This window comes from Aliiroseovarius sp. D2-2 (assembly GCF_055809455.1).
The window spans coordinates 2,365,972-2,383,798 of record NZ_CM147913.1; the positions used below are offsets into that span (position 1 = coordinate 2,365,972).

Consider the following 17,827-nt stretch of genomic DNA (forward strand, 5'->3'; position numbering starts at 1 on the left):
TTTCGTCAGATCGGTATCACTTCAATTCGGTTTATTATATGAACCGTTGGTTTTAAAATAGATTGACAGACCGGAGTGTTTCCTGTCAACAAAACATTTAACAAGTAAACGAAAAACCAGCCCACGCTCTCCGCGTTGGTTGTGAAAACGGAACCGAACAGACCATGGGTACTGCCTCTAAGGCGTTGTCTTTATTAAATTACTTTACGCGATCGCAGCCACAGATTGGGCTCAGCGACATGGCGCGTCTGTCTGGTGTCAATAAGGCTACCGTACATCGCCTTATGAGCGAACTAGCCGAACATGGATTCGTCGAACAGATTGGTGCAGGACGTGAGTATCGCCTTGGCCCCGCCTTTCTACGACTTGCTGCTCTGCGCGAAAAAGCCGTTCCGATGCGCGAATTGGTGATGGCTGAACTGAAATACCTAAGCGAAGCCACCGGAGAGACATCCCATATGTCCTTGCTGAATGGCGAGGTTCTTTCCAACCTCGCCTATAGCTATGCCAACCAGCACGGGACAATGGTGATGATGGAGGACGCCGAGGTGCTCGAGCTTCACTCAACCGGCTCAGGTCTTGCAGTGCTGGCCTTTTCACCAGCCCCGTTTGTCGAAGCTGTTTTGAGCGGCCCACTGATTTCGCGAACAACAGAAACAATCACCGACCCAGATGCGATCCGGGCGCTGCTTCCGCAGATACGCGAACGCGGGATGGCTAGGTCCGCTGGTGGCTTTGAAAAAGATGTGTGCTCCTATGCGGCGCCAATCTTTGATGCCTCATCTCACTGCATTGGTGCATTGGCAGTGGCTGCTCCCGTATCACGGATGACCGAGGCACTTCAAAAAGACATCCAATCCGAATTGGCAGCCGCTGCACGGCGTACGACACGTGTACTGGGCGGCTTTCCTCCTGACACTTTTCCAACATTTATACCCGCAGAAACCGCAGAAATCCCTGCAGAAAGCGAGCTGACATGAAAGATTCCAACTTTCTGAAAGAAAAGAACGCCCGTTCGCTCTGGCACCCAATGGCGCATCCCGCCGACAGTCTTCAAAACCCGCCAACCATCGTAACCGGCGCTTCGGGCGTCAAAATCAAGGACGTCGATGGGCACGAAGTTGTCGATGCCGTGGGTGGCTTGTGGAACGTAAACCTTGGGTTCTCGTGTCAGCCGATCAAGGACGCGATTGCCGCGCAGCTGGACACCCTGCCCTATTATTCGACCTTCCGCGGCACCACCAATGATAAGGTGATCGAGCTGTCGGAGATTCTGCGGGACTTCTTTGAACCCGACGGGCTGACGCGGGCGTTCTATACGTCAGGCGGGTCAGACAGTGTTGAAACCGCACTGCGTCTGGCGCGCCAATATCACAAAGTTAAGGGTGACACCGGCCGCACCAAGTTCCTAAGCCTGAAGAAAGGCTATCACGGCACCCATATGGGCGGGGCTTCGGTGAACGGAAACGCGAATTTCCGCACCCAGTACGAACCGCTCTTGCCGGGCTGTTTTCACATCCCTGCGCCTTTTACCTATCGCAACCCCTTCAACGAAACCGATCCCGAACGTCTTGCGCAACTCTGCCTGCAAGCGATGGAGGACGAGATTGCGTTCCAAGGGGCCGGGACCATTGCCGCGATGATCATGGAGCCTATTCTTGGCGCCGGTGGTGTAATCCCGCCGCATGAAAGCTTCATGCCCGGCGTTCGTGATATCTGTACGAAACACGGCATCCTTCTGATCGCCGACGAGGTCATTACCGCCTTCGGTCGTACCGGTGGCTGGTCAGGCAGCCGGTATTGGGGCGTTCAGCCCGATTTCATGTGCACTGCCAAGGCAATCACCAATGGTTACTTTCCCTTCGGCGCTGTGATGATCGCCGACCATGTCGTTGAAACCTTTGAGAAAGACGAGACCGGCAAGGCCGCGATCGGCCACGGATACACCTACTCTGGCCACCCGGTTGGGGCAGCTGCTGCAATTGCCTGTATGGAAGAAACCCTGCGCCTAAAAGTGAACGAAAACGCGGCCGCCCGCGGTGCAGAACTGTACGCCGGGCTACAAGAACTCGGTGCTGCCCATGACGTCATCGGCGACGTGCGCGGTGGACATGGATTGATGTGCGCCTTGGAACTGGTGTCCGACCGGGCCACGAAAGCCTCTATCGACAAGAAATCGATCGGCACCCTTCAAGAGGTCGCGTATGAGAACGGCGCTATGGTGCGTGTCTCTGGTCCGAATGTCATTATGTCCCCGCCCTTGGTGCTGACATCCGAAGACGTCCAGACCATTCTGTCCGCACTTAAGGCGGGGTTTGCAGCGCTCTGACCCACCACCAAACTAAACAAGAAAAGCCGCCCCAATCCGGGCGGCTTTTTTCATCTGTGTTGATCAATCAGAACTGGATATCCGTCAGGATCGGTGACCACAAAACTAGCTGGGCCTTCAGCGCCCCCCTGTTCTTGCGTGATCTCAACCCCTGCCGCAGCGAGCTGCGCTTTGATCGCACGCACATCGTCAAACGGATCGACACTCGTGGCACTCTGATCCCAACCGGGGTTGAAGGTCAGCATAGCGCCTTCAAACATCCCTTGAAAAATACCGACCAGCGTTTCGCCGTTCTTCATGATCAGGTAATTGTGCTCTTCGGTACCGCCAAAAACTGTGAAGCCCAGCGCCTCGTAAAAGGCCTTCGACTTGCCAAGGTCTTTGACCCCAAGGCTGATAGAAAACGCGCCCAGTTGCATGATGTGATCCTCCCTTTGCGACCAGTGTAACACATTGGAGGGCCACCAAGAGACTACACTGGTACGATCAGCCTTATGCCATCCAGATCATCGGACGCTTCGATCTGGCACGACAAGCGCGAGGCGTCGGTGACTTCGCCGTCAGCCATGTCCAACATCGCCTCTTCGAAGTCACCTTTCTCGCCGGTTTTGGACAGCCAATCACCATCCACATGGACATGGCATGTGGCACAGGACAGCGAACCGCCGCATTCGCCCAAAACACCCGCAACATTGTTGGCTTGGGCAGCTTCCATCAGGTTCACGCCCGTTTGGACATCAGCCATAACTTCCCCGCCCCCAGGCAGGACCCAGGTTACTTTCATCTTAAATCTCCTTGTTTTTACGCTATTTAGACAAAGTTCACGTAGAAGTCGCGCAGCCCGTCACCTTCCAGATCGCGGGTTTTGATGACCTCTTTGCGCTTCATGAAAATATGGTTGTCGACCAACATACGACCCACGCGATCACCAAGTATTTTGTCGGCTTCAAGGTCGTTCATTGCGGCTTTCAGGTTTACCGCCGTGCCCTCCTTGGCCTCTGTCCGGTCAAACCCGTCGCCGCCTTCGATGGGACCAAGCGGGTAGTTGTTCTCAAGCCCCAGCAGCGACGCCTGCAACACTGCCGCCACTGCGGTGTATGGGTTGGCTGTCGCATCGGCCATGCGGTGCTCCAGCCGAGATTTCGCACCGCCTTCGCCGGAAATCCGCGTGGTGACGTTGCGGTGATCGCCACCCCAATTGCGCCAATAGCCAGACAGCGATCCCGGTTGCAAACGCTGATAAGAGTTCGTCGTCGGCGCCACCAACCCCGCTAGTCCCTTGTGGTGGTGCATCAGGCCCGAAATACAGCCGTGCGCCAGATCGTTCATATGCTCTGGCCCGCCTACCGGACCATTATCCAATGCATTGCCGCCCGAGTGGTCCCGGAAGCTGTAGTTGATATGCATGCCCGACCCGCCAGCCTCGGCAATCGGTTTGGGCATGAAGGTCAGAACCAGCCCGTGTTCCAGTGCCACTTCGCGCGCCATCTGGCGGAACAGAACGATGTCGTCCACATGCTTCAGCGCCTCGTCAAAGGTCAGGGTGAACTCGAACTGAGGGCTATCGTATTCGCCCGTCATCATTTCCAGATTGAAGCCCAGTTTTTCGGCCCGTTCCCAGATATCATCGGTAAAGCGCAAAGGGTCGGTGAAAGGCCCGGTGCCATAGACCACACCACCCGGCGCATCATAGGGCACAAGGCGTCCAATTTCATTGGCCATCAGGGCAAAGCATTCCAGTTCGATCCCGACCATGGGCTTCAAACCACGATCTTCCCACGCCGCAATGGCGCGTTTCAACGCCTGCCGTCCGCAAAGCTCCAACGGGACGCCGTCTTGGTCGTAAAGATCGCCGATGACAATCTGGGTCGACGCCTCCCACCCGTCGCGAATGTCTTCTGCCCGCCAGCGCAGCTCCATATCCGGCATACCCTGCTTCATCATCGCACCCGGTGCGTCCAACAGGTCCTTGTCGTAATGCACGCCGTAAGTGGACCGGCAAAACCGTGTCTCGTTGGTGCCGATTTTTGACCCGGGCAAATACTTGCCCCGCAGAATACTCAGGTGATCGAGCCAAAGGGCCCGCAAACGATCTTTCATCAATCCTCCCAGCCCGGTGTTCCGGGTCGTCCCCTGTAGGGGTTATTTGGCCTGCATCGTTACAGGCAATTCCTTGATCCCACCCACGAAGTTAGAGCGTAGAAACTTATGATCCCCAGCAGGTTCCACCATTTTCACGCGTTTCGCCAGTTCTTCGAACAAAACGCGCACTTCAAGTCGCGCAAGGTGCATGCCCAGACAGACATGCGGACCGCCCTGCCCGAAGGACATGTGACGGTTGGGGCTGCGGAAAAGGTCCACGCGATTGGGGTCCTCAAACACCTCTTCATCGCGGTTGGCCGATGACCACCAATAAAGCACCTTGTCGCCTTCTTTGATCTGTTTCCCGTGCATTTCATGATCACGCGTTGCTGTGCGGCGGAAATAAAGCGCGGGTGTGGCCCAGCGGATGATTTCGTCAGGCGCCGTGGCCCAGATGTCACCACCGTCTTGCATCTGCCCAAGCAATTCCTGCTGATGCGCCATGGCCTGAATGCCCGCTGCAATCGAATAGCGCGTGGTGTCATTGCCAGCCGCCACAAGCAGGCAGAAGAAATTGCGGAACTCTTGTTCCGGCATCACGTCACCGTCGCGGTTTGGCTGCAGGATCATATGCAACACGCCATCTGTGTCGCCCTTGCGGTTCTTTTCCTCGATCAGCTTTTTCGCATAGTCAAACAGCTCGGCCCCAGCGGGCGAGTTGAACGGCATCATCCGGTATTCATCCGTCTCCATCTTATCCAGCACGTGATCGGTGAAATCCGGGTCCGTATTGGCAATCAGCGCGTCGCCCTTTTCCACCAACCACGGCAAATCCGCGTCCGGAGTACCTAGGATGCGACCAAGCATCATCATCGGCAGCTGGCGCGCGATCATCTTGGTGGCATCAAACGTGCCCGCCTCAAGTGCCGCATCCAAAATGGGGTGACACAACTCGCGGATCTGATCTTCGAACCCCGCAACAACGGGGCGTGAGAACGCCTTACCCACAATCACGCGGGTCTTCATATGTTCGGGCGGATCGGTTTCCTGAAAGGTCCGGCGAGCCAGATATTCCTCGTAGGACTGATCCTCCATCCGTATTCCACGGGCCGAGGACATGAGTTCATAATTGCGGTTAAGCGCAGTAATGTCCGCATGCCGCACCACGTTCCAGAACCCTTCGCCGCCATCCCAATCGGTCCAGCTAAGTGGGTCTTCGCGCCGTAGACGGGCAAAAGTGTTGTGAGGTGCGCCATTTACAAACGTATCGTGACTGGACAGATCGGCAAATCCATCATCATTTGGGGTCCAGACTGTCATGCGCACCTCCCTGGTGTTTTTGCTATTGTGTATAGCACTTCTATAAATATATTATAGAACATGTTAAATATGTAAAGGGCCGAAATAATGCATATCGCGATCTTGGTAACCAACACGGATGAAAGCGAATTCGCACAACTTCATCCAAAGGATGGTGAAAAGTGGATCGAGCTTTTGTCAAAAAAGCGCCCCGACTGGACATATTCCGTGTTCTCCGTGAAAGACGGAGAGTTCCCCAAAAAACTAGAGAAGTTTGATGGTTTCGTGATCACCGGCAGCCCGGCGTCAGTCCAAGACGATGAGCCGTGGATGAAAGACCTGTCCAAAGTAATCCAAAAACTGAACAAACAGAAACGACCGCTGTTCGGCGCCTGTTTTGGCCATCAAGCCATCGCCAAAGCCTTGGGTGGAAAGATCGGTACAAACCCCGATGGTTGGATCTTCGGATCAACCGAGACCGAGATCACGGCATCTGCCCCGTGGCTTGAGGTGAAGCGCTTCTGGCTTTATGGCGCGCATATTGAACAAGTGACCCAAATGCCCAAAGGGGCAACAAACATCATGACATCCGAGGGATGCCCAATCGGTGGTTTCCGCATGGGTGATCATATCTTTACCACCCAAAACCACCCCGAAATGACACGCAGCTTCATCAGCGCGTTGATCGAGGAATTGGCAGACGACAAACCGGCGGATGTCATCGCGCATGCCCGCGAGTCCATGCGTTTATTGGCGGATGGCCCGATATTTGCGTCGTGGATTGTCAGGTTCTTTGAACATGCCAATCAAAAGCCTAATTGGCGCTGAACCGGCTATCCCAAAGCCGCCAGCAAATCCATCACCGTCACGCGGTCGAAAAGGATATGCTCTGACATGAGTGCCTGCGCGCGATCCGCGTCATGGGCCAGGATCAGTTCAGCAATTTGACGATGCTCACGCGCACTTTCCGCAATCGCCCCGGGATTACGATAACGCGCCCGATAATAAGCCAAAAGCTTGCGCCCATTCATCTTGATCATGTCCAGAAGGAACGGATTGCCCGACGCCTCGGCCACTTGTTTGTGGAATTCGAGGTTCAGCGCATAATAGCCATCCGGGTCGTCATCCCCGTTTTGCTGGGCGTGTGCCTCGCACGCTTCGACGATGCGCAACAGGTTTGCACCATCTTCGGCCCCTATCCGGCGCGCGGCCAAACCCGCCGCCTGACCTTCAAGCTGGGCGTTGACCTCAAGTATCGCAAGGAACTCTTCAAAGCTTGGCTTGAACAGAACGGCACCTTTGCGCGGGGGGCGGACGACCAAGCCCATCGCTTCAAGCCGAAGCAACGCCTCGCGCAGCGGAGTGCGCGATACTTCGTACCGCTCGATCAGAGCGTTCTCATCAATCGTTTCACCCGGCGACAAATCCCCTTTGTCGATTCCGATCAAGATTGCGTTCAATACGGTTTCAGTTTGGCCAGCCATAAGATGAGTTAAGCAAAACCAGCCATAAATTCCAGCCTACAAAAGAAAACCGTCATATCATTCCTTCTGGCCAGACACATTGAGATCGCTGATCAATCCAGCCGCGGCCAAGACTGGCTATATTCTAATAGCGGGCTGGCCCTATTTTCGTTTCAAAATTCCGAGAAGATATTTTGATCAAAGAATCTCTGTTCCCACGGCCCGCTTCGCACGGGGAACACCATGCCGATGGAGGAACCGATGGACGGACAACTGAAAGAGAACGACATCAGCCACGTGGTCGAGGCCGATAAAGCCCATGTGTGGCACCACCTGACCCAGCACAAGCCATTTGAAACCGTTGATCCGCGTATCATCGTGGAAGGCAAAGGCATGCGGGTTTGGGATCAGAACGGTAAAGAGTATCTCGACGCCGTATCTGGTGGGGTGTGGACCGTAAATGTAGGGTATGGGCGCGAAACCATCGCTGACGCGGTGCGCGATCAACTGGTGAAGTTGAATTACTTCGCCGCCTCAGCTGGTTCGATCCCCGGTGCGCTGTTCTCGGAAAAACTGATCGAGAAGATGCCGGGCATGAGCCGCGTCTACATCACGAATTCAGGATCCGAGGCCAACGAAAAAGCCTTTAAGATGATCCGCCAGATCGCTCATAAGAAATATGGCGGCAAGAAAACCAAAATCCTGTATCGCGACCGCGATTATCACGGCTCGACGCTGGCAACGATGTCGGCAGGCGGTCAGGACGAGCGCAACGCGCAGTACGGCCCCTTCGCACCGGATTTCATCCGCGTGCCGCACTGCATGGAATACCGCAAGCACGAGCTGGGGCTTGAGCATCTGTCGGGTGCCGAGTTCGGTCGTGCCGCAGCGGATGCAATTGAAGAGGTTATTCTGCGTGAAGGCCCGGAAACTGTTGGCGCGCTTTGCCTAGAGCCGATCACCGCGGGTGGCGGCGTCATTGAAGCCCCCGAAGGGTACTGGCCACGCGTACAGGAGATTTGCGAGAAGTATGACCTCCTGCTTCATATCGACGAAGTGGTCTGCGGTTTGGGCCGTACTGGTACCTGGTTTGGCTATCAGCACTACGGCATCAAGCCTGACTTCGTGACCATGGCAAAAGGTGTGGCTTCAGGCTATGCAGCAATTGCCTGCTGTGTGTCCAACGAGCGTGTTTTTGACATGTTCAAAGAGGATGCATCGGACCCGCTGGGCTATTTCCGCGACATCTCGACCTTTGGCGGCTGCACCGCCGGTCCTGTGGCGGCGCTGGAAAACCTGCGCATCATCGAAGATGAAGGCCTGTTGGAAAACACAACAAAGATGGGCGCGCGTATGCTGGCCAATCTGAACGCCCTTGCTGAAAAGCACAGCGTGATTGGCGACGTGCGTGGCAAAGGACTGTTCCTTGGTGTTGAACTGGTCACCGACCGCGAGACCAAAGAACCCGTTTCCGAGGCCAATGTAGGCGCGGTGGTTGCAGACTGTGGTGCGAACGGCGTGATCATCGGGGCGACCAACCGGTCCCTTCCCGGTCGCAACAACACGTTGTGCTTCAGCCCGGCCCTGATCGCGACCGAGCAAGACATCGATCGGATCTGCGAAGCTGTCGACAACGCTTTGTCCAAAGTGTTTGGTTGAACCTTCACTATTTTGGAATAGTGTGAGCTATGAAGGCGGTCCTGTCACTGGGGCCGCCTTTTGATTGAGACAACCAATTTAGAAGGAACTCTTCCATGTGGCCTGCACCTGTCACACTTTCCGGCGACCACGTCACGCTTGCGCCCCTTAGCATCGCACATGCCCCTGCACTGAAAGAGGCCAGCGTGGATGGCGAATTGCATCGCCTTTGGTACACAACCGTGCCCACGCCTGAAAACATGGAAACCGAAATCAGCCGGCGTTTGGCGCAACAGGACGCGGGCTCGATGTTGCCTTTTTGCGTGATGACGCCGGATGGCACGCCCGTTGGCATGACCACCTTTATGAATATCGACGCGACCAACAAACGGGTTGAAATCGGGTCGACCTGGTATCGTAAATCTGTACAACGCGGCCCCTTGAATGCCGAAGCGAAAAGGTTGCTACTAACTCATGCCTTCGAGGATACTGGGATGCATTGCGGTCGAACTTCGGACGCATTTCATGAACCATCAAAGCCGCACAGCGATCGAGCGTCTTGGCGCGAAACTCGATGGCGTATTGCGCAGCCACATGGATCAAGGCAACGGCGTGATGCGCGACACAGCGGTTTATTCGATCATCGCCTCGGAATGGCCGGCGGTGCGGGCAAACCTGACGTGGAGGCTTGAAAAGCCCAGAAACTAAGGGGCATCACCGCGACGTGAACCGCTGACACTGGACAATTAACCATTTTGTTCTATATTTGTTCCCATCACGAAGAACAAAGGAACGCGCAATGGCCTATGCCCAAAGTCTGCCCCCAACGCCGAAACAAACGGATTACGCGCGCGCGATTGCCACCAAGCTGGGCGCGGCCATTCCTGCTGAGGTCATCCACGACCGTGCTGCCCTTTCAGGGTGGATTGGCGAACATCAGGCGCGCCTTAAGGTGCGATCTCAGCAACCACGCGACAATCGCGCAACATCCAAACAGGTCGCCTTTGCCGAACGTATCGCGCGGGCCAAACGCCGTTCGGTGCCAGATGAATGCTTTCGCGATGCTGGATTGATGTCTGCGTGGATTTCGTCAAATCGCTAAAGCGTTTCTCATCAACCTGTCGCATCGGGTTTATGAGAAATGTCGCAACATCTACGCATTGAAAGGACAGTTTTCGTAAAACCTGTACCAGGCTTTGCGAAAACCGTTTTGAGAAATTGAGTATATCCAGATTGCGCCCGGACTAAGTCCAATATATGGTGCCCTACATGGTTGCACCCGTTGAGACATTCTTTCTGGACCCCGACGCCCAAGGCACGCTTCAGGCCCAGATCCAACAAATGATCGCCGAGGCAATCTTGTCCGGCCGCCTACCCCGTGGTGAAAAGCTTCCATCAACGCGCAAGCTGTCCGCACATCTGGGCGTCAGCCGAATTACCGTCACGCTGGCCTATACCGAACTTCAAGCCAATGATTACCTGTCGTCTAAAGGGCGGTCGGGTTTCTATGTCTCTGAAAACGCACCGGAACCGCCAACGTTTCAACCTCGCGCCCGCGGGGAAGACAAGGTCGATTGGCACCGTGCGATTGGCAATCACTTCACCGGGGGCAGCACCCCGCATAAGCCGCAGAACTGGCGGCAGCAAAAATACCCCTTCGTTTATGGTCAAGCTGACCCCAAACTGTTCGATCACAACGCGTGGCGGCTTTGCGCCCTACGTGCGCTAGGCCACAAAGATCATGCGGTCATGATGGGCGATTACTACGATCAGGACGACCCGCAATTGATCGAGTTCATTGCCCGTCACATCCTGCCCCGGCGTGGAATTCTGGCCCGGCCCGAAGAAATCTTGATCACGCTTGGTGCGCAAAATGCCCTTTGGATGGCTGCACAAATCCTGCTGACACAACGGCGCACTGCTGCGATTGAGGACCCCTGCTACTATTCATTGCGCGACGTCCTGACGCAAAGCCGCTGTCATCTGGTGAACATTCCAGTTGATCGCGATGGTCTGCCGCCAGAAGAGCTGCCTGATGGGACCGACGTCATTTTTTCGACGCCCAGCCACCACAGCCCAACCACCGCAACAATGCCACTTGCCCGTCGAAAGGCCCTTTTGGCCCGCGCGAAAGAGCTGGACGCCGTCATTGTAGAAGACGATTACGATTTCGAGATGTCGTTTCTTAAACCGCCCTCGCCTGCGTTGAAATCGTTGGACCGGGAAGGTCGCGTGATCTATGTGGGCAGCTTCTCGAAGTCACTCTTTCCAGGGCTTCGCCTTGGATACATGGTGGGATCGGAACCCTTCATCCGTGAAGCACGTGCCCTTCGGTCGGCAGTGTTGCGCCACCCTCCGGGCCTTATCCAACGTACCGTCGCCTACTTCCTTTCTCTTGGACATTACGACGCCCTGATCCGTCGCATGGGCAGCGCTTATCAAGAGCGTCGGGAAGTGATGAATCTCGCCATCGAGGAAAGCGGGCTGACAATTGCCGGTCGCGGCGTTTTCGGAGGCTCCGCTTTCTGGATGCGCGCACCGCAAGGTGTCGATATGGGCGAACTTGCTGTATGCCTGCAGGAAAGAGGCGTGCTGATCGAACCGGGCACTCCGTTTTTTCGCGGCCCCAATCAGCCAACTAACTTTTACCGGATCGCATATAGCTCGATCCCGGCCTCGCGTATTGCGGATGGTATCGCGATTATTGCGGACGAAATTACAGGTAAAGTTAAATCTGGCAACAGATAGCCAAGACAACTGGCCCTATAGGCAACAGCTTGTGCTGCCTAAAAAAGATTCAGGTAACTGACAGGATGGCCGAGGCAAATTTGCCCGCCCACCACTATTTCAAGGGAGAGCGTCGAGATGAAAATGACCACTGAGGAAGCTTTTGTAAAAACGCTTCAAATGCATGGGATTGAGCATGCTTTCGGTATTATCGGCTCGGCTATGATGCCGATTTCGGACATCTTTGATGTTGCCGGCATAACATTCTGGGACTGCGCCCACGAAGGCTCCGGCGGGATGATGGCCGATGGCTACACACGTGCGACTGGTAAAATGTCAATGATGATCGCGCAAAACGGTCCTGGCATTGCTAACTTTGTAACGGCAGTGAAAACCGCTTACTGGAACCACACTCCTTTGCTGCTGGTCACACCACAGGCCGCCAACAAGACTATGGGTCAGGGCGGCTTTCAGGAAATGGAACAAATGCGCATGTTTGCTGATTGCGTTTGCTATCAGGAAGAAGTGCGTGATCCTTCGCGCATGGCCGAAGTTCTGAGCCGCGTTATCATGCAAGCCAAACGCGCCTCCGCTCCTGCTCAAATCAACGTACCGCGTGACTTCTTTACACAAGTCGTTGACATCGAACTGCCAGCCGTCGTCGAATTCGAACTGCCAGCTGGCGGTGCCTCATCCGTGACCGAAGCCGCGGCGCTTTTGTCGAGCGCGAAAAACCCGGTCATCCTAAACGGCGCAGGTACGGTTCTGTCGAAAGGCGGCATCGCTGCTTCAAAAGCGCTGGCTGAACGTTTGGATGCTGCCGTTTGTGTTGGTTATCAGCACAACGACGCGTTCCCCGGATCGCACCCTCTGTTTGCCGGCCCCTTAGGCTATAACGGCTCGAAAGCTGCGATGGAGATCATCAATGAAGCAGACGTCGTTCTTTGCTTGGGTACACGCTTGAACCCATTCTCGACCCTGCCAGGATATGGCATGGAATACTGGCCTGCAGACGCGAAAATCATTCAGATTGACATCAACCCTGACCGTATTGGCCTAACCAAGAAAGTCTCGGTCGGTATCGTTGGTGATGCAGCCACTGTGGCAAACAACATCATGGCACAACTGTCCGACACAGCCGGTGATGCGGGCCGCGATGCACGCAAGGCGAACATCGCCGACAAAAAGTCGCGTTGGGCACAAGAACTGACATCGATGGATCACGAGCAAGACGATCCCGGCACAACCTGGAACGAGCGCGCACGTGACGCGAAGCCAGATTGGCTGTCGCCCCGCAAAGCGTGGCGTGCAATCCAAGCGGCTCTGCCGAAAAATGCGATCATTTCGTCCGACATCGGCAACAACTGCGCAATCGGTAACGCCTACCCCTCGTTCGAAGAAGGCCGTAAATATTTGGCACCTGGCCTGTTCGGCCCATGTGGTTACGGCTTGCCATCGGTTGTTGGCGCGAAAATCGGCTGCCCAGATGTGCCGGTCGTTGGCTTCTCAGGCGACGGCGCATTCGGCATCGCCGTGACTGAGCTGACCGCAATTGGTCGCGAAGAATGGCCTGCCGTCACGCAGATCGTTTTCCGCAACTACCAGTGGGGTGCTGAAAAGCGCAACTCGACACTGTGGTTTGACGACAACTTCGTTGGCACCGAATTGGACACACAGGTCTCTTATGCTGGTATCGCCAATGCATGTGGCCTGAAAGGTGTTGTCGCCCGCACGATGGACGAGCTGACAGATGCTCTGAACCAAGCGGTCAAAGACCAGATGGAAAACGGTGTCACAACTCTGATCGAAGCCATGATCAACCAAGAGCTGGGCGAACCCTTCCGTCGCGACGCCATGAAGAACCCGGTCAAAGTTGCCGGCATCAGCAAAGACGACATGCGTCCGCAGAAAGTCTGAACTTACTACTCCGGGCGCAGCTAACCTTGCGCCCGGACATACTGACGCTGGCTTGGGCCTACGGCCCCCGCGACAAATCTTCCTTTTTGTGAGGCGTCGATGAAACCGCTTGAAACTCTTCTAAAGACTGCCGCCCGCACCAACCTTCGGATTGTGCTTTCCGAAGGAAGCGACCCGCGTGCGGTCACCGCTGGGTTTCAGGCTGCATCACAAGGCATTGCCCGCATTGGTCTGGTTGGGGCTACCAAAGACATTCAGGCCGAATTTGCAGCGCAGGGCTTAGAAATTGTCGACGGGATCATGATCCACGACCCTGCCACATCCCCCCTAAAAGATGAACTCGCTGATCTTTTCCACGAACTAAGAAAACATAAGGGTGTTTCGAAAGACGATGCACGGGACGCAGCACTGCTTCCACATGTTTTCGCGGCACTTTTGGTGAAATCCGGCCACGCAGATGGCACCGTAGGAGGGGCCGTTGCAACCACGGCTGACATCGTGCGTGCGGCCATCCAGATCATCGGTACGAAGCCCGATACCAAGCTGGTCTCGTCCTTCTTTTTGATGTTGTTTTGTAAAGAGCATCACGACCGCAAAGGCGCAATGATCTTTGCAGACAGCGGTCTTGTCGTAGATTCCTCGGCAGATGAATTGGCCCAGATCGCACTTAGCTCGGCAAATTCTTTTGAACGGTTGATCGGCGAACCACCCCGCGTCGCCATGTTGTCCTTTTCGACCCGTGGCAGCGCAAAACATGAGGCAGTGTCCAAAGTCGTAACCGCCACCCAAACAGCGCGTGAACGTGCACCCGATCTGCTGATTGATGGAGAGCTTCAGTTCGATGCAGCCTTCGTTCCAGATGTGGCCGCGCGCAAGGCCGAAGACAGCCCGCTGCAGGGCAATGCAAATGTGTTCATTTTCCCAAATCTGGAAAGCGGAAACATCGCATACAAAATCGCCCAACGCATGGCCGGGGCTGAAGCCATCGGCCCGATCCTTCAAGGTTTGGCCAAGCCTGCCAATGATCTGTCGCGTGGATGCTCAGCCGACGACATTCTGCACATGATCGCCGTCACAGCCGCGCAAGCAAGCGACGTGAATTAAGCGCACGCTTACTATCCCTGTCGGCGCGCGGTTTGGTCTGCGCGGCAATCTCGAATGCTCAATCCAGCGTCGCCGTTATCAGTCTGCCCCATCATGCGGTTTGCTTGCGGATCGTCCTATAGCCAGTCGTTAATGCAAAGATCAGCGCCGCAGCGACGATGATTGATGGCCCGGCGGGTGTGTCCAGCTTCAACGATGCCCAAAGCCCGGCCCCGCTGGCGATCCAGCTGAAAACCACTGCAACGCCCACCATCTGTATAGGAGAGCCCGAGACGCCCCGCGCAGCCGCTGCAGGAATGATCAGCATCGCGGACACCAACAACGCCCCAACCACTTTCAAAGACACGGCAACCACAACCGCAATTGCCACTGTGATAACAAGGCCTTCGCGTGCGGGGTTTACACCAGAGGCGGCTGCCAGATCGGGGCTTACGGTGGTCAGAAGAAGCTTTGACCAACGCCATGCAATCACCGCAGCCACTGCCAAGGCACCGCCCCAGACCAGAACCAGGTCAGATCGCGTAACGGTAAGAATATCCCCAAAAAGATAGGCAGACAAATCGACCCGTACACCCGGCGCAAATGAGATCGCCACCAAACCCGCAGACAATGCGCCGAAGGACAGCACGCCAAGGCCGCTATCTGGCGACTGCCCTTTTGACATCATCCAGCTGATTGCGCCGGCCATCACCAATGCGACAATTAACGTTCCAAGGCTGATGGGCAGGGAAAAAATCAGGGCAAAAGCTACTCCCAGAATGGCGGCATGAGCTGTCGCGTCGCCGAAATAGGCCATACGCCGCCAGACAACAAACGCCCCAAGCGGCCCGGTTGCAATGGACAGACCAAAGGCAGCCAGCGCAGCACGTACAAGGAAATCATCCAGCATTCTGAACCTCATCATGATCATGCGAATGATCGTGCCCACAATCATGGTCGTGATCATGCGCGTGTTGATACAAGGCCAACGCCCCTTGCGTGCCATGTCCAAACAAGGCGCGGTATTCTGGGGCATTTTGAACCACGTGGGGCTTGCCCTCACAACAGACATGTCCATTCAGACAAATGACCCGATCAGAGGCGCTCATCACCACGTGAAGATCATGCGAGACCATAAGCACAGCCACACCAGTTTCGCGGCGCACGTCTTCGATCAGCCGGTAAAATCCCGCCTCGCCCATTTGATCCAAACCTTGGGTCGGCTCGTCCAAAATCAGCAGATCAGGTGCTGCCAGCAATGCACGCGCCAGAAGCACGCGCTGCAATTGGCCACCAGACAATTCCGCGACTTGCTTCGCTTCAATCCCCGGCACTCCTACACGCTGCAACATCGCCGCAATCTGCGCGGCGGGATGCGACTTGGGAAGGTTTAGAAATGACTGAACAGGAAGCGGCAAGGTTGGGTCCAGTGCCAATTTCTGGGGCACATAGCCGATCACCAATCCCGATTTCTTCTGGATTGTCCCCTTCGATGGTGTCAGCCCCAAAAGAGCGCGTAGAAGCGATGTTTTGCCGGAGCCATTTGGCCCGACAATTGTCACGATCTCGCCCGTTTCAATCGAGATATTAACCCGATCCAAAACCAGCTGCGCGCCTTGCCGGACGGTCAGGTCGTTGGCTTTAAGTAAGCTCATGCGCGCGCCTCGGTCTGGCAAGTTGGGCACAGGCCCAATGCCTCGACATTTGCGCGTTCCACCACAAAACCAAGCGCGGCCCCCGCTTTGTCGATTTGGTCGCGCAGCGCATCTGCAGGCGTTTCAGCAACGGCTTTGCAGCTTTTGCAGATGAAAAAAGCCGGGGCGTGGTCACATTCCAGCGTTGTGCAGGCCGCGAACGCATTCAGGCGTCGAATGCGATGGGCCAAGCCTTGATCCACAAGAAATTCCAAAGCCCTATAGGCAACCGGAGGCTGGCTTCCAAATCCATCTGCGGCCAGCCGTTCTAACACGTCATACGCCCCCATAGCGCGATGTTCTTCCAGCAAAATTTCAAGCGCGCGGCGTCGCACGGGCGTTAGACGCGCCCCTGCCTCACGACAGATTTCCTCGGCCCTTAGAAGGGCATCACGCGCACAGTTGCCGTGATCGTGTTTCTGAAAGGCATATGCGGGATCGGACATGGGTTGACACCTGCGTTATGTAATAATATCACTCTCTCAAAATGATATAACATCACAAGATCAGGAACAAGCCCCGATGACATTGATCCGCACCGCAACGGCCCTTTGCTTTTGCCCAACTTTACTTTTTGCAGATCCGCCCAGTGTTGTAACAGACATTGCCCCGATCCATTCGCTTGCATCGCAGGTGATGAAGGGTGTTGGCGAGCCAGAATTGTTGTTGCCACAAGGCGCGGATCCTCATGGGTTTCAAATGCGCCCATCGCAGATGCGCGCGCTATCCGACGCTGACCTGCTGATTTGGGTTGGACCAGCAATGACCCCGTGGCTTGAGCGCGCCATTGAGGGGGCTTCACTTGATCACAGCATGGCGCTTTTGTCCCACTCGGATACAGTGTTGCGCGAAGGTGGACATGATCATGATGAAGATCACGACGATCATCATGACGATGAATCAAAAGAAGCACACGATGATCATGATCATGATCATGACAAAAATGATGATCACGACGACCACGATCACGAAAAACATGACGAACATGCAGATGAAGAAAAGCATGATGAACATGGGCAGGACGACCACGCAGAGCATGCAGAAGGCGTAGATCCGCACGCTTGGCTGTCCCCGAAAAACGCCCAAGTTTGGCTTGAGGCCATCGCGGAAGAGCTGTCAGAGATCGACCCGGACAACGCCAAAATCTACCACGAAAACGCTCATGAAGCGCAGGAAAACATCACGGCGCTGGACGAGCGTATTCAAGCCCGCGTGGCCCCAATCAAGAAGAAAGGGTTTGTGCTGTTTCACGACGCATTTGGCTATTTCTCGGATCACTATGATCTGAACAATCTGGGTGCGATCCGCGAAACGGACTCCGCCCCGCCCTCGGCCGCGCAATTGGCCGAGATTTCCGAGAAGATTGAGCATGGAGAAGTCGCATGCATCTTCTCGGAACCCGCACAGGGTGAATCTTTGGTGCTTGAGCTGGCGAAGAGCGCCGGGGCCGGCACCGCGGTTCTGGACCCTTCTGGCGCCTCACAAGAAATAGGTCTGATGCTATATGAAGACCTGCTGTGGACCACGGCAAACACAATCGCGACCTGCCTGGAAGGCAAGTAATCTAAAACGGGCGCCAACGCGGCGCCCGTTTT

At 55.4% G+C, this 17,827-nt stretch carries 18 protein-coding genes; 10 read left to right on the forward strand and 8 right to left on the reverse strand.

All coding sequences use genetic code 11. The annotated features are described in order from the left end of the window. Positions 1-164 precede the first annotated feature (164 nt). Positions 165-980 (forward strand): IclR family transcriptional regulator, encoded by an 816-nt coding sequence (locus AC0L6A_RS11685; protein ID WP_473290206.1) that lies wholly within the window; start codon positions 165-167, stop codon positions 978-980. After that, positions 977-2,329, forward strand: a complete 1,353-nt coding sequence (locus AC0L6A_RS11690; RefSeq protein ID WP_473290207.1) for an aminotransferase class III-fold pyridoxal phosphate-dependent enzyme — start codon at positions 977-979, stop codon at positions 2,327-2,329. Before AC0L6A_RS11685 ends, AC0L6A_RS11690 begins: the two co-directional genes overlap by 4 nt. 50 nt (positions 2,330-2,379) lie before the next feature. Here AC0L6A_RS11690 and AC0L6A_RS11695 read toward each other — a convergent pair whose 3' ends face one another. Genes AC0L6A_RS11695 through AC0L6A_RS11710 form a run of 4 tightly spaced genes read right to left on the reverse strand, consistent with a single transcriptional unit; the run spans position 2,380 to position 5,731 of the window. Next, positions 2,380-2,748, reverse strand: coding sequence for a VOC family protein (locus AC0L6A_RS11695; protein WP_473290208.1), 369 nt, complete (start codon positions 2,746-2,748; stop codon positions 2,380-2,382). A gap of 53 nt (positions 2,749-2,801) precedes the next feature. Further along, entirely contained in the window at positions 2,802-3,113 is a 312-nt protein-coding gene (locus AC0L6A_RS11700; protein ID WP_473290210.1) for a 2Fe-2S iron-sulfur cluster-binding protein, read from the reverse strand. A 26-nt stretch (positions 3,114-3,139) separates the two neighbouring features. Then, complete coding sequence (locus tag AC0L6A_RS11705) at positions 3,140-4,429, reverse strand: type I glutamate--ammonia ligase (protein ID WP_473290211.1); 1,290 nt, start codon at positions 4,427-4,429, stop codon at positions 3,140-3,142. 42 nt (positions 4,430-4,471) lie between these two features. Further along, positions 4,472-5,731, reverse strand: a complete 1,260-nt coding sequence (locus AC0L6A_RS11710; RefSeq protein ID WP_473290212.1) for a cytochrome P450 — start codon at positions 5,729-5,731, stop codon at positions 4,472-4,474. Between the two features lie 87 nt (positions 5,732-5,818). On the opposite strand from AC0L6A_RS11710, the gene AC0L6A_RS11715 reads away from it, so the two are divergent. Next, positions 5,819-6,538 carry a type 1 glutamine amidotransferase gene (locus tag AC0L6A_RS11715; protein WP_473290213.1) on the forward strand — a complete coding sequence of 240 codons (720 nt, stop codon included), beginning with the start codon at positions 5,819-5,821 and terminating at the stop codon, positions 6,536-6,538. A 5-nt stretch (positions 6,539-6,543) separates the two neighbouring features. Here AC0L6A_RS11715 and AC0L6A_RS11720 read toward each other — a convergent pair whose 3' ends face one another. Beyond that, on the reverse strand, positions 6,544-7,194 hold the full coding sequence (locus AC0L6A_RS11720) for a GntR family transcriptional regulator (protein WP_473290215.1): 651 nt from the start codon (positions 7,192-7,194) through the stop codon (positions 6,544-6,546). Positions 7,195-7,434: 240 nt separating this feature from the next. On the opposite strand from AC0L6A_RS11720, the gene AC0L6A_RS11725 reads away from it, so the two are divergent. The 6 genes from AC0L6A_RS11725 (at position 7,435) to pta (ending at position 14,559) form a co-directional block, all read left to right on the forward strand. After that, a complete protein-coding gene (locus tag AC0L6A_RS11725; protein WP_473293480.1) occupies positions 7,435-8,832 on the forward strand; it encodes an aminotransferase family protein in 1,398 nt (465 codons plus the stop codon). Positions 8,833-8,927: 95 nt separating this feature from the next. Continuing rightward, positions 8,928-9,503, forward strand: coding sequence for a GNAT family N-acetyltransferase (locus AC0L6A_RS11730; protein ID WP_473290216.1), 576 nt, complete (start codon positions 8,928-8,930; stop codon positions 9,501-9,503). Positions 9,504-9,610: 107 nt separating this feature from the next. Continuing rightward, complete coding sequence (locus tag AC0L6A_RS11735; RefSeq protein ID WP_473290218.1) at positions 9,611-9,913, forward strand: hypothetical protein; 303 nt, start codon at positions 9,611-9,613, stop codon at positions 9,911-9,913. A gap of 167 nt (positions 9,914-10,080) precedes the next feature. Continuing rightward, positions 10,081-11,559, forward strand: a complete 1,479-nt coding sequence (pdxR, locus tag AC0L6A_RS11740; RefSeq protein ID WP_473290219.1) for a MocR-like pyridoxine biosynthesis transcription factor PdxR — start codon at positions 10,081-10,083, stop codon at positions 11,557-11,559. A 117-nt stretch (positions 11,560-11,676) separates the two neighbouring features. Then, entirely contained in the window at positions 11,677-13,455 is a 1,779-nt protein-coding gene (gene xsc, locus AC0L6A_RS11745) for a sulfoacetaldehyde acetyltransferase (protein WP_473290221.1), read from the forward strand. Between the two features lie 99 nt (positions 13,456-13,554). Continuing rightward, entirely contained in the window at positions 13,555-14,559 is a 1,005-nt protein-coding gene (gene pta, locus AC0L6A_RS11750) for a phosphate acetyltransferase (protein WP_473290223.1), read from the forward strand. A gap of 91 nt (positions 14,560-14,650) precedes the next feature. Here pta and AC0L6A_RS11755 read toward each other — a convergent pair whose 3' ends face one another. From AC0L6A_RS11755 to AC0L6A_RS11765, 3 genes are read right to left on the reverse strand one after another with little or no spacing between them, the layout of a single operon-like run. Next, positions 14,651-15,448 carry a metal ABC transporter permease gene (locus AC0L6A_RS11755; protein WP_473293482.1) on the reverse strand — a complete coding sequence of 266 codons (798 nt, stop codon included), beginning with the start codon at positions 15,446-15,448 and terminating at the stop codon, positions 14,651-14,653. Next, positions 15,438-16,193, reverse strand: a complete 756-nt coding sequence (locus AC0L6A_RS11760) for a metal ABC transporter ATP-binding protein (RefSeq protein ID WP_473290224.1) — start codon at positions 16,191-16,193, stop codon at positions 15,438-15,440. Before AC0L6A_RS11760 ends, AC0L6A_RS11755 begins: the two co-directional genes overlap by 11 nt. Next, positions 16,190-16,678, reverse strand: a complete 489-nt coding sequence (locus AC0L6A_RS11765; RefSeq protein ID WP_473290225.1) for a Fur family transcriptional regulator — start codon at positions 16,676-16,678, stop codon at positions 16,190-16,192. The genes AC0L6A_RS11760 and AC0L6A_RS11765 overlap by 4 nt, the downstream gene beginning before the upstream one ends. Positions 16,679-16,754: 76 nt before the next feature. On the opposite strand from AC0L6A_RS11765, the gene AC0L6A_RS11770 reads away from it, so the two are divergent. Beyond that, a complete protein-coding gene (locus tag AC0L6A_RS11770; RefSeq protein ID WP_473290227.1) occupies positions 16,755-17,795 on the forward strand; it encodes a zinc ABC transporter substrate-binding protein in 1,041 nt (346 codons plus the stop codon). The last annotated feature ends 32 nt before the right edge of the window (positions 17,796-17,827 follow it).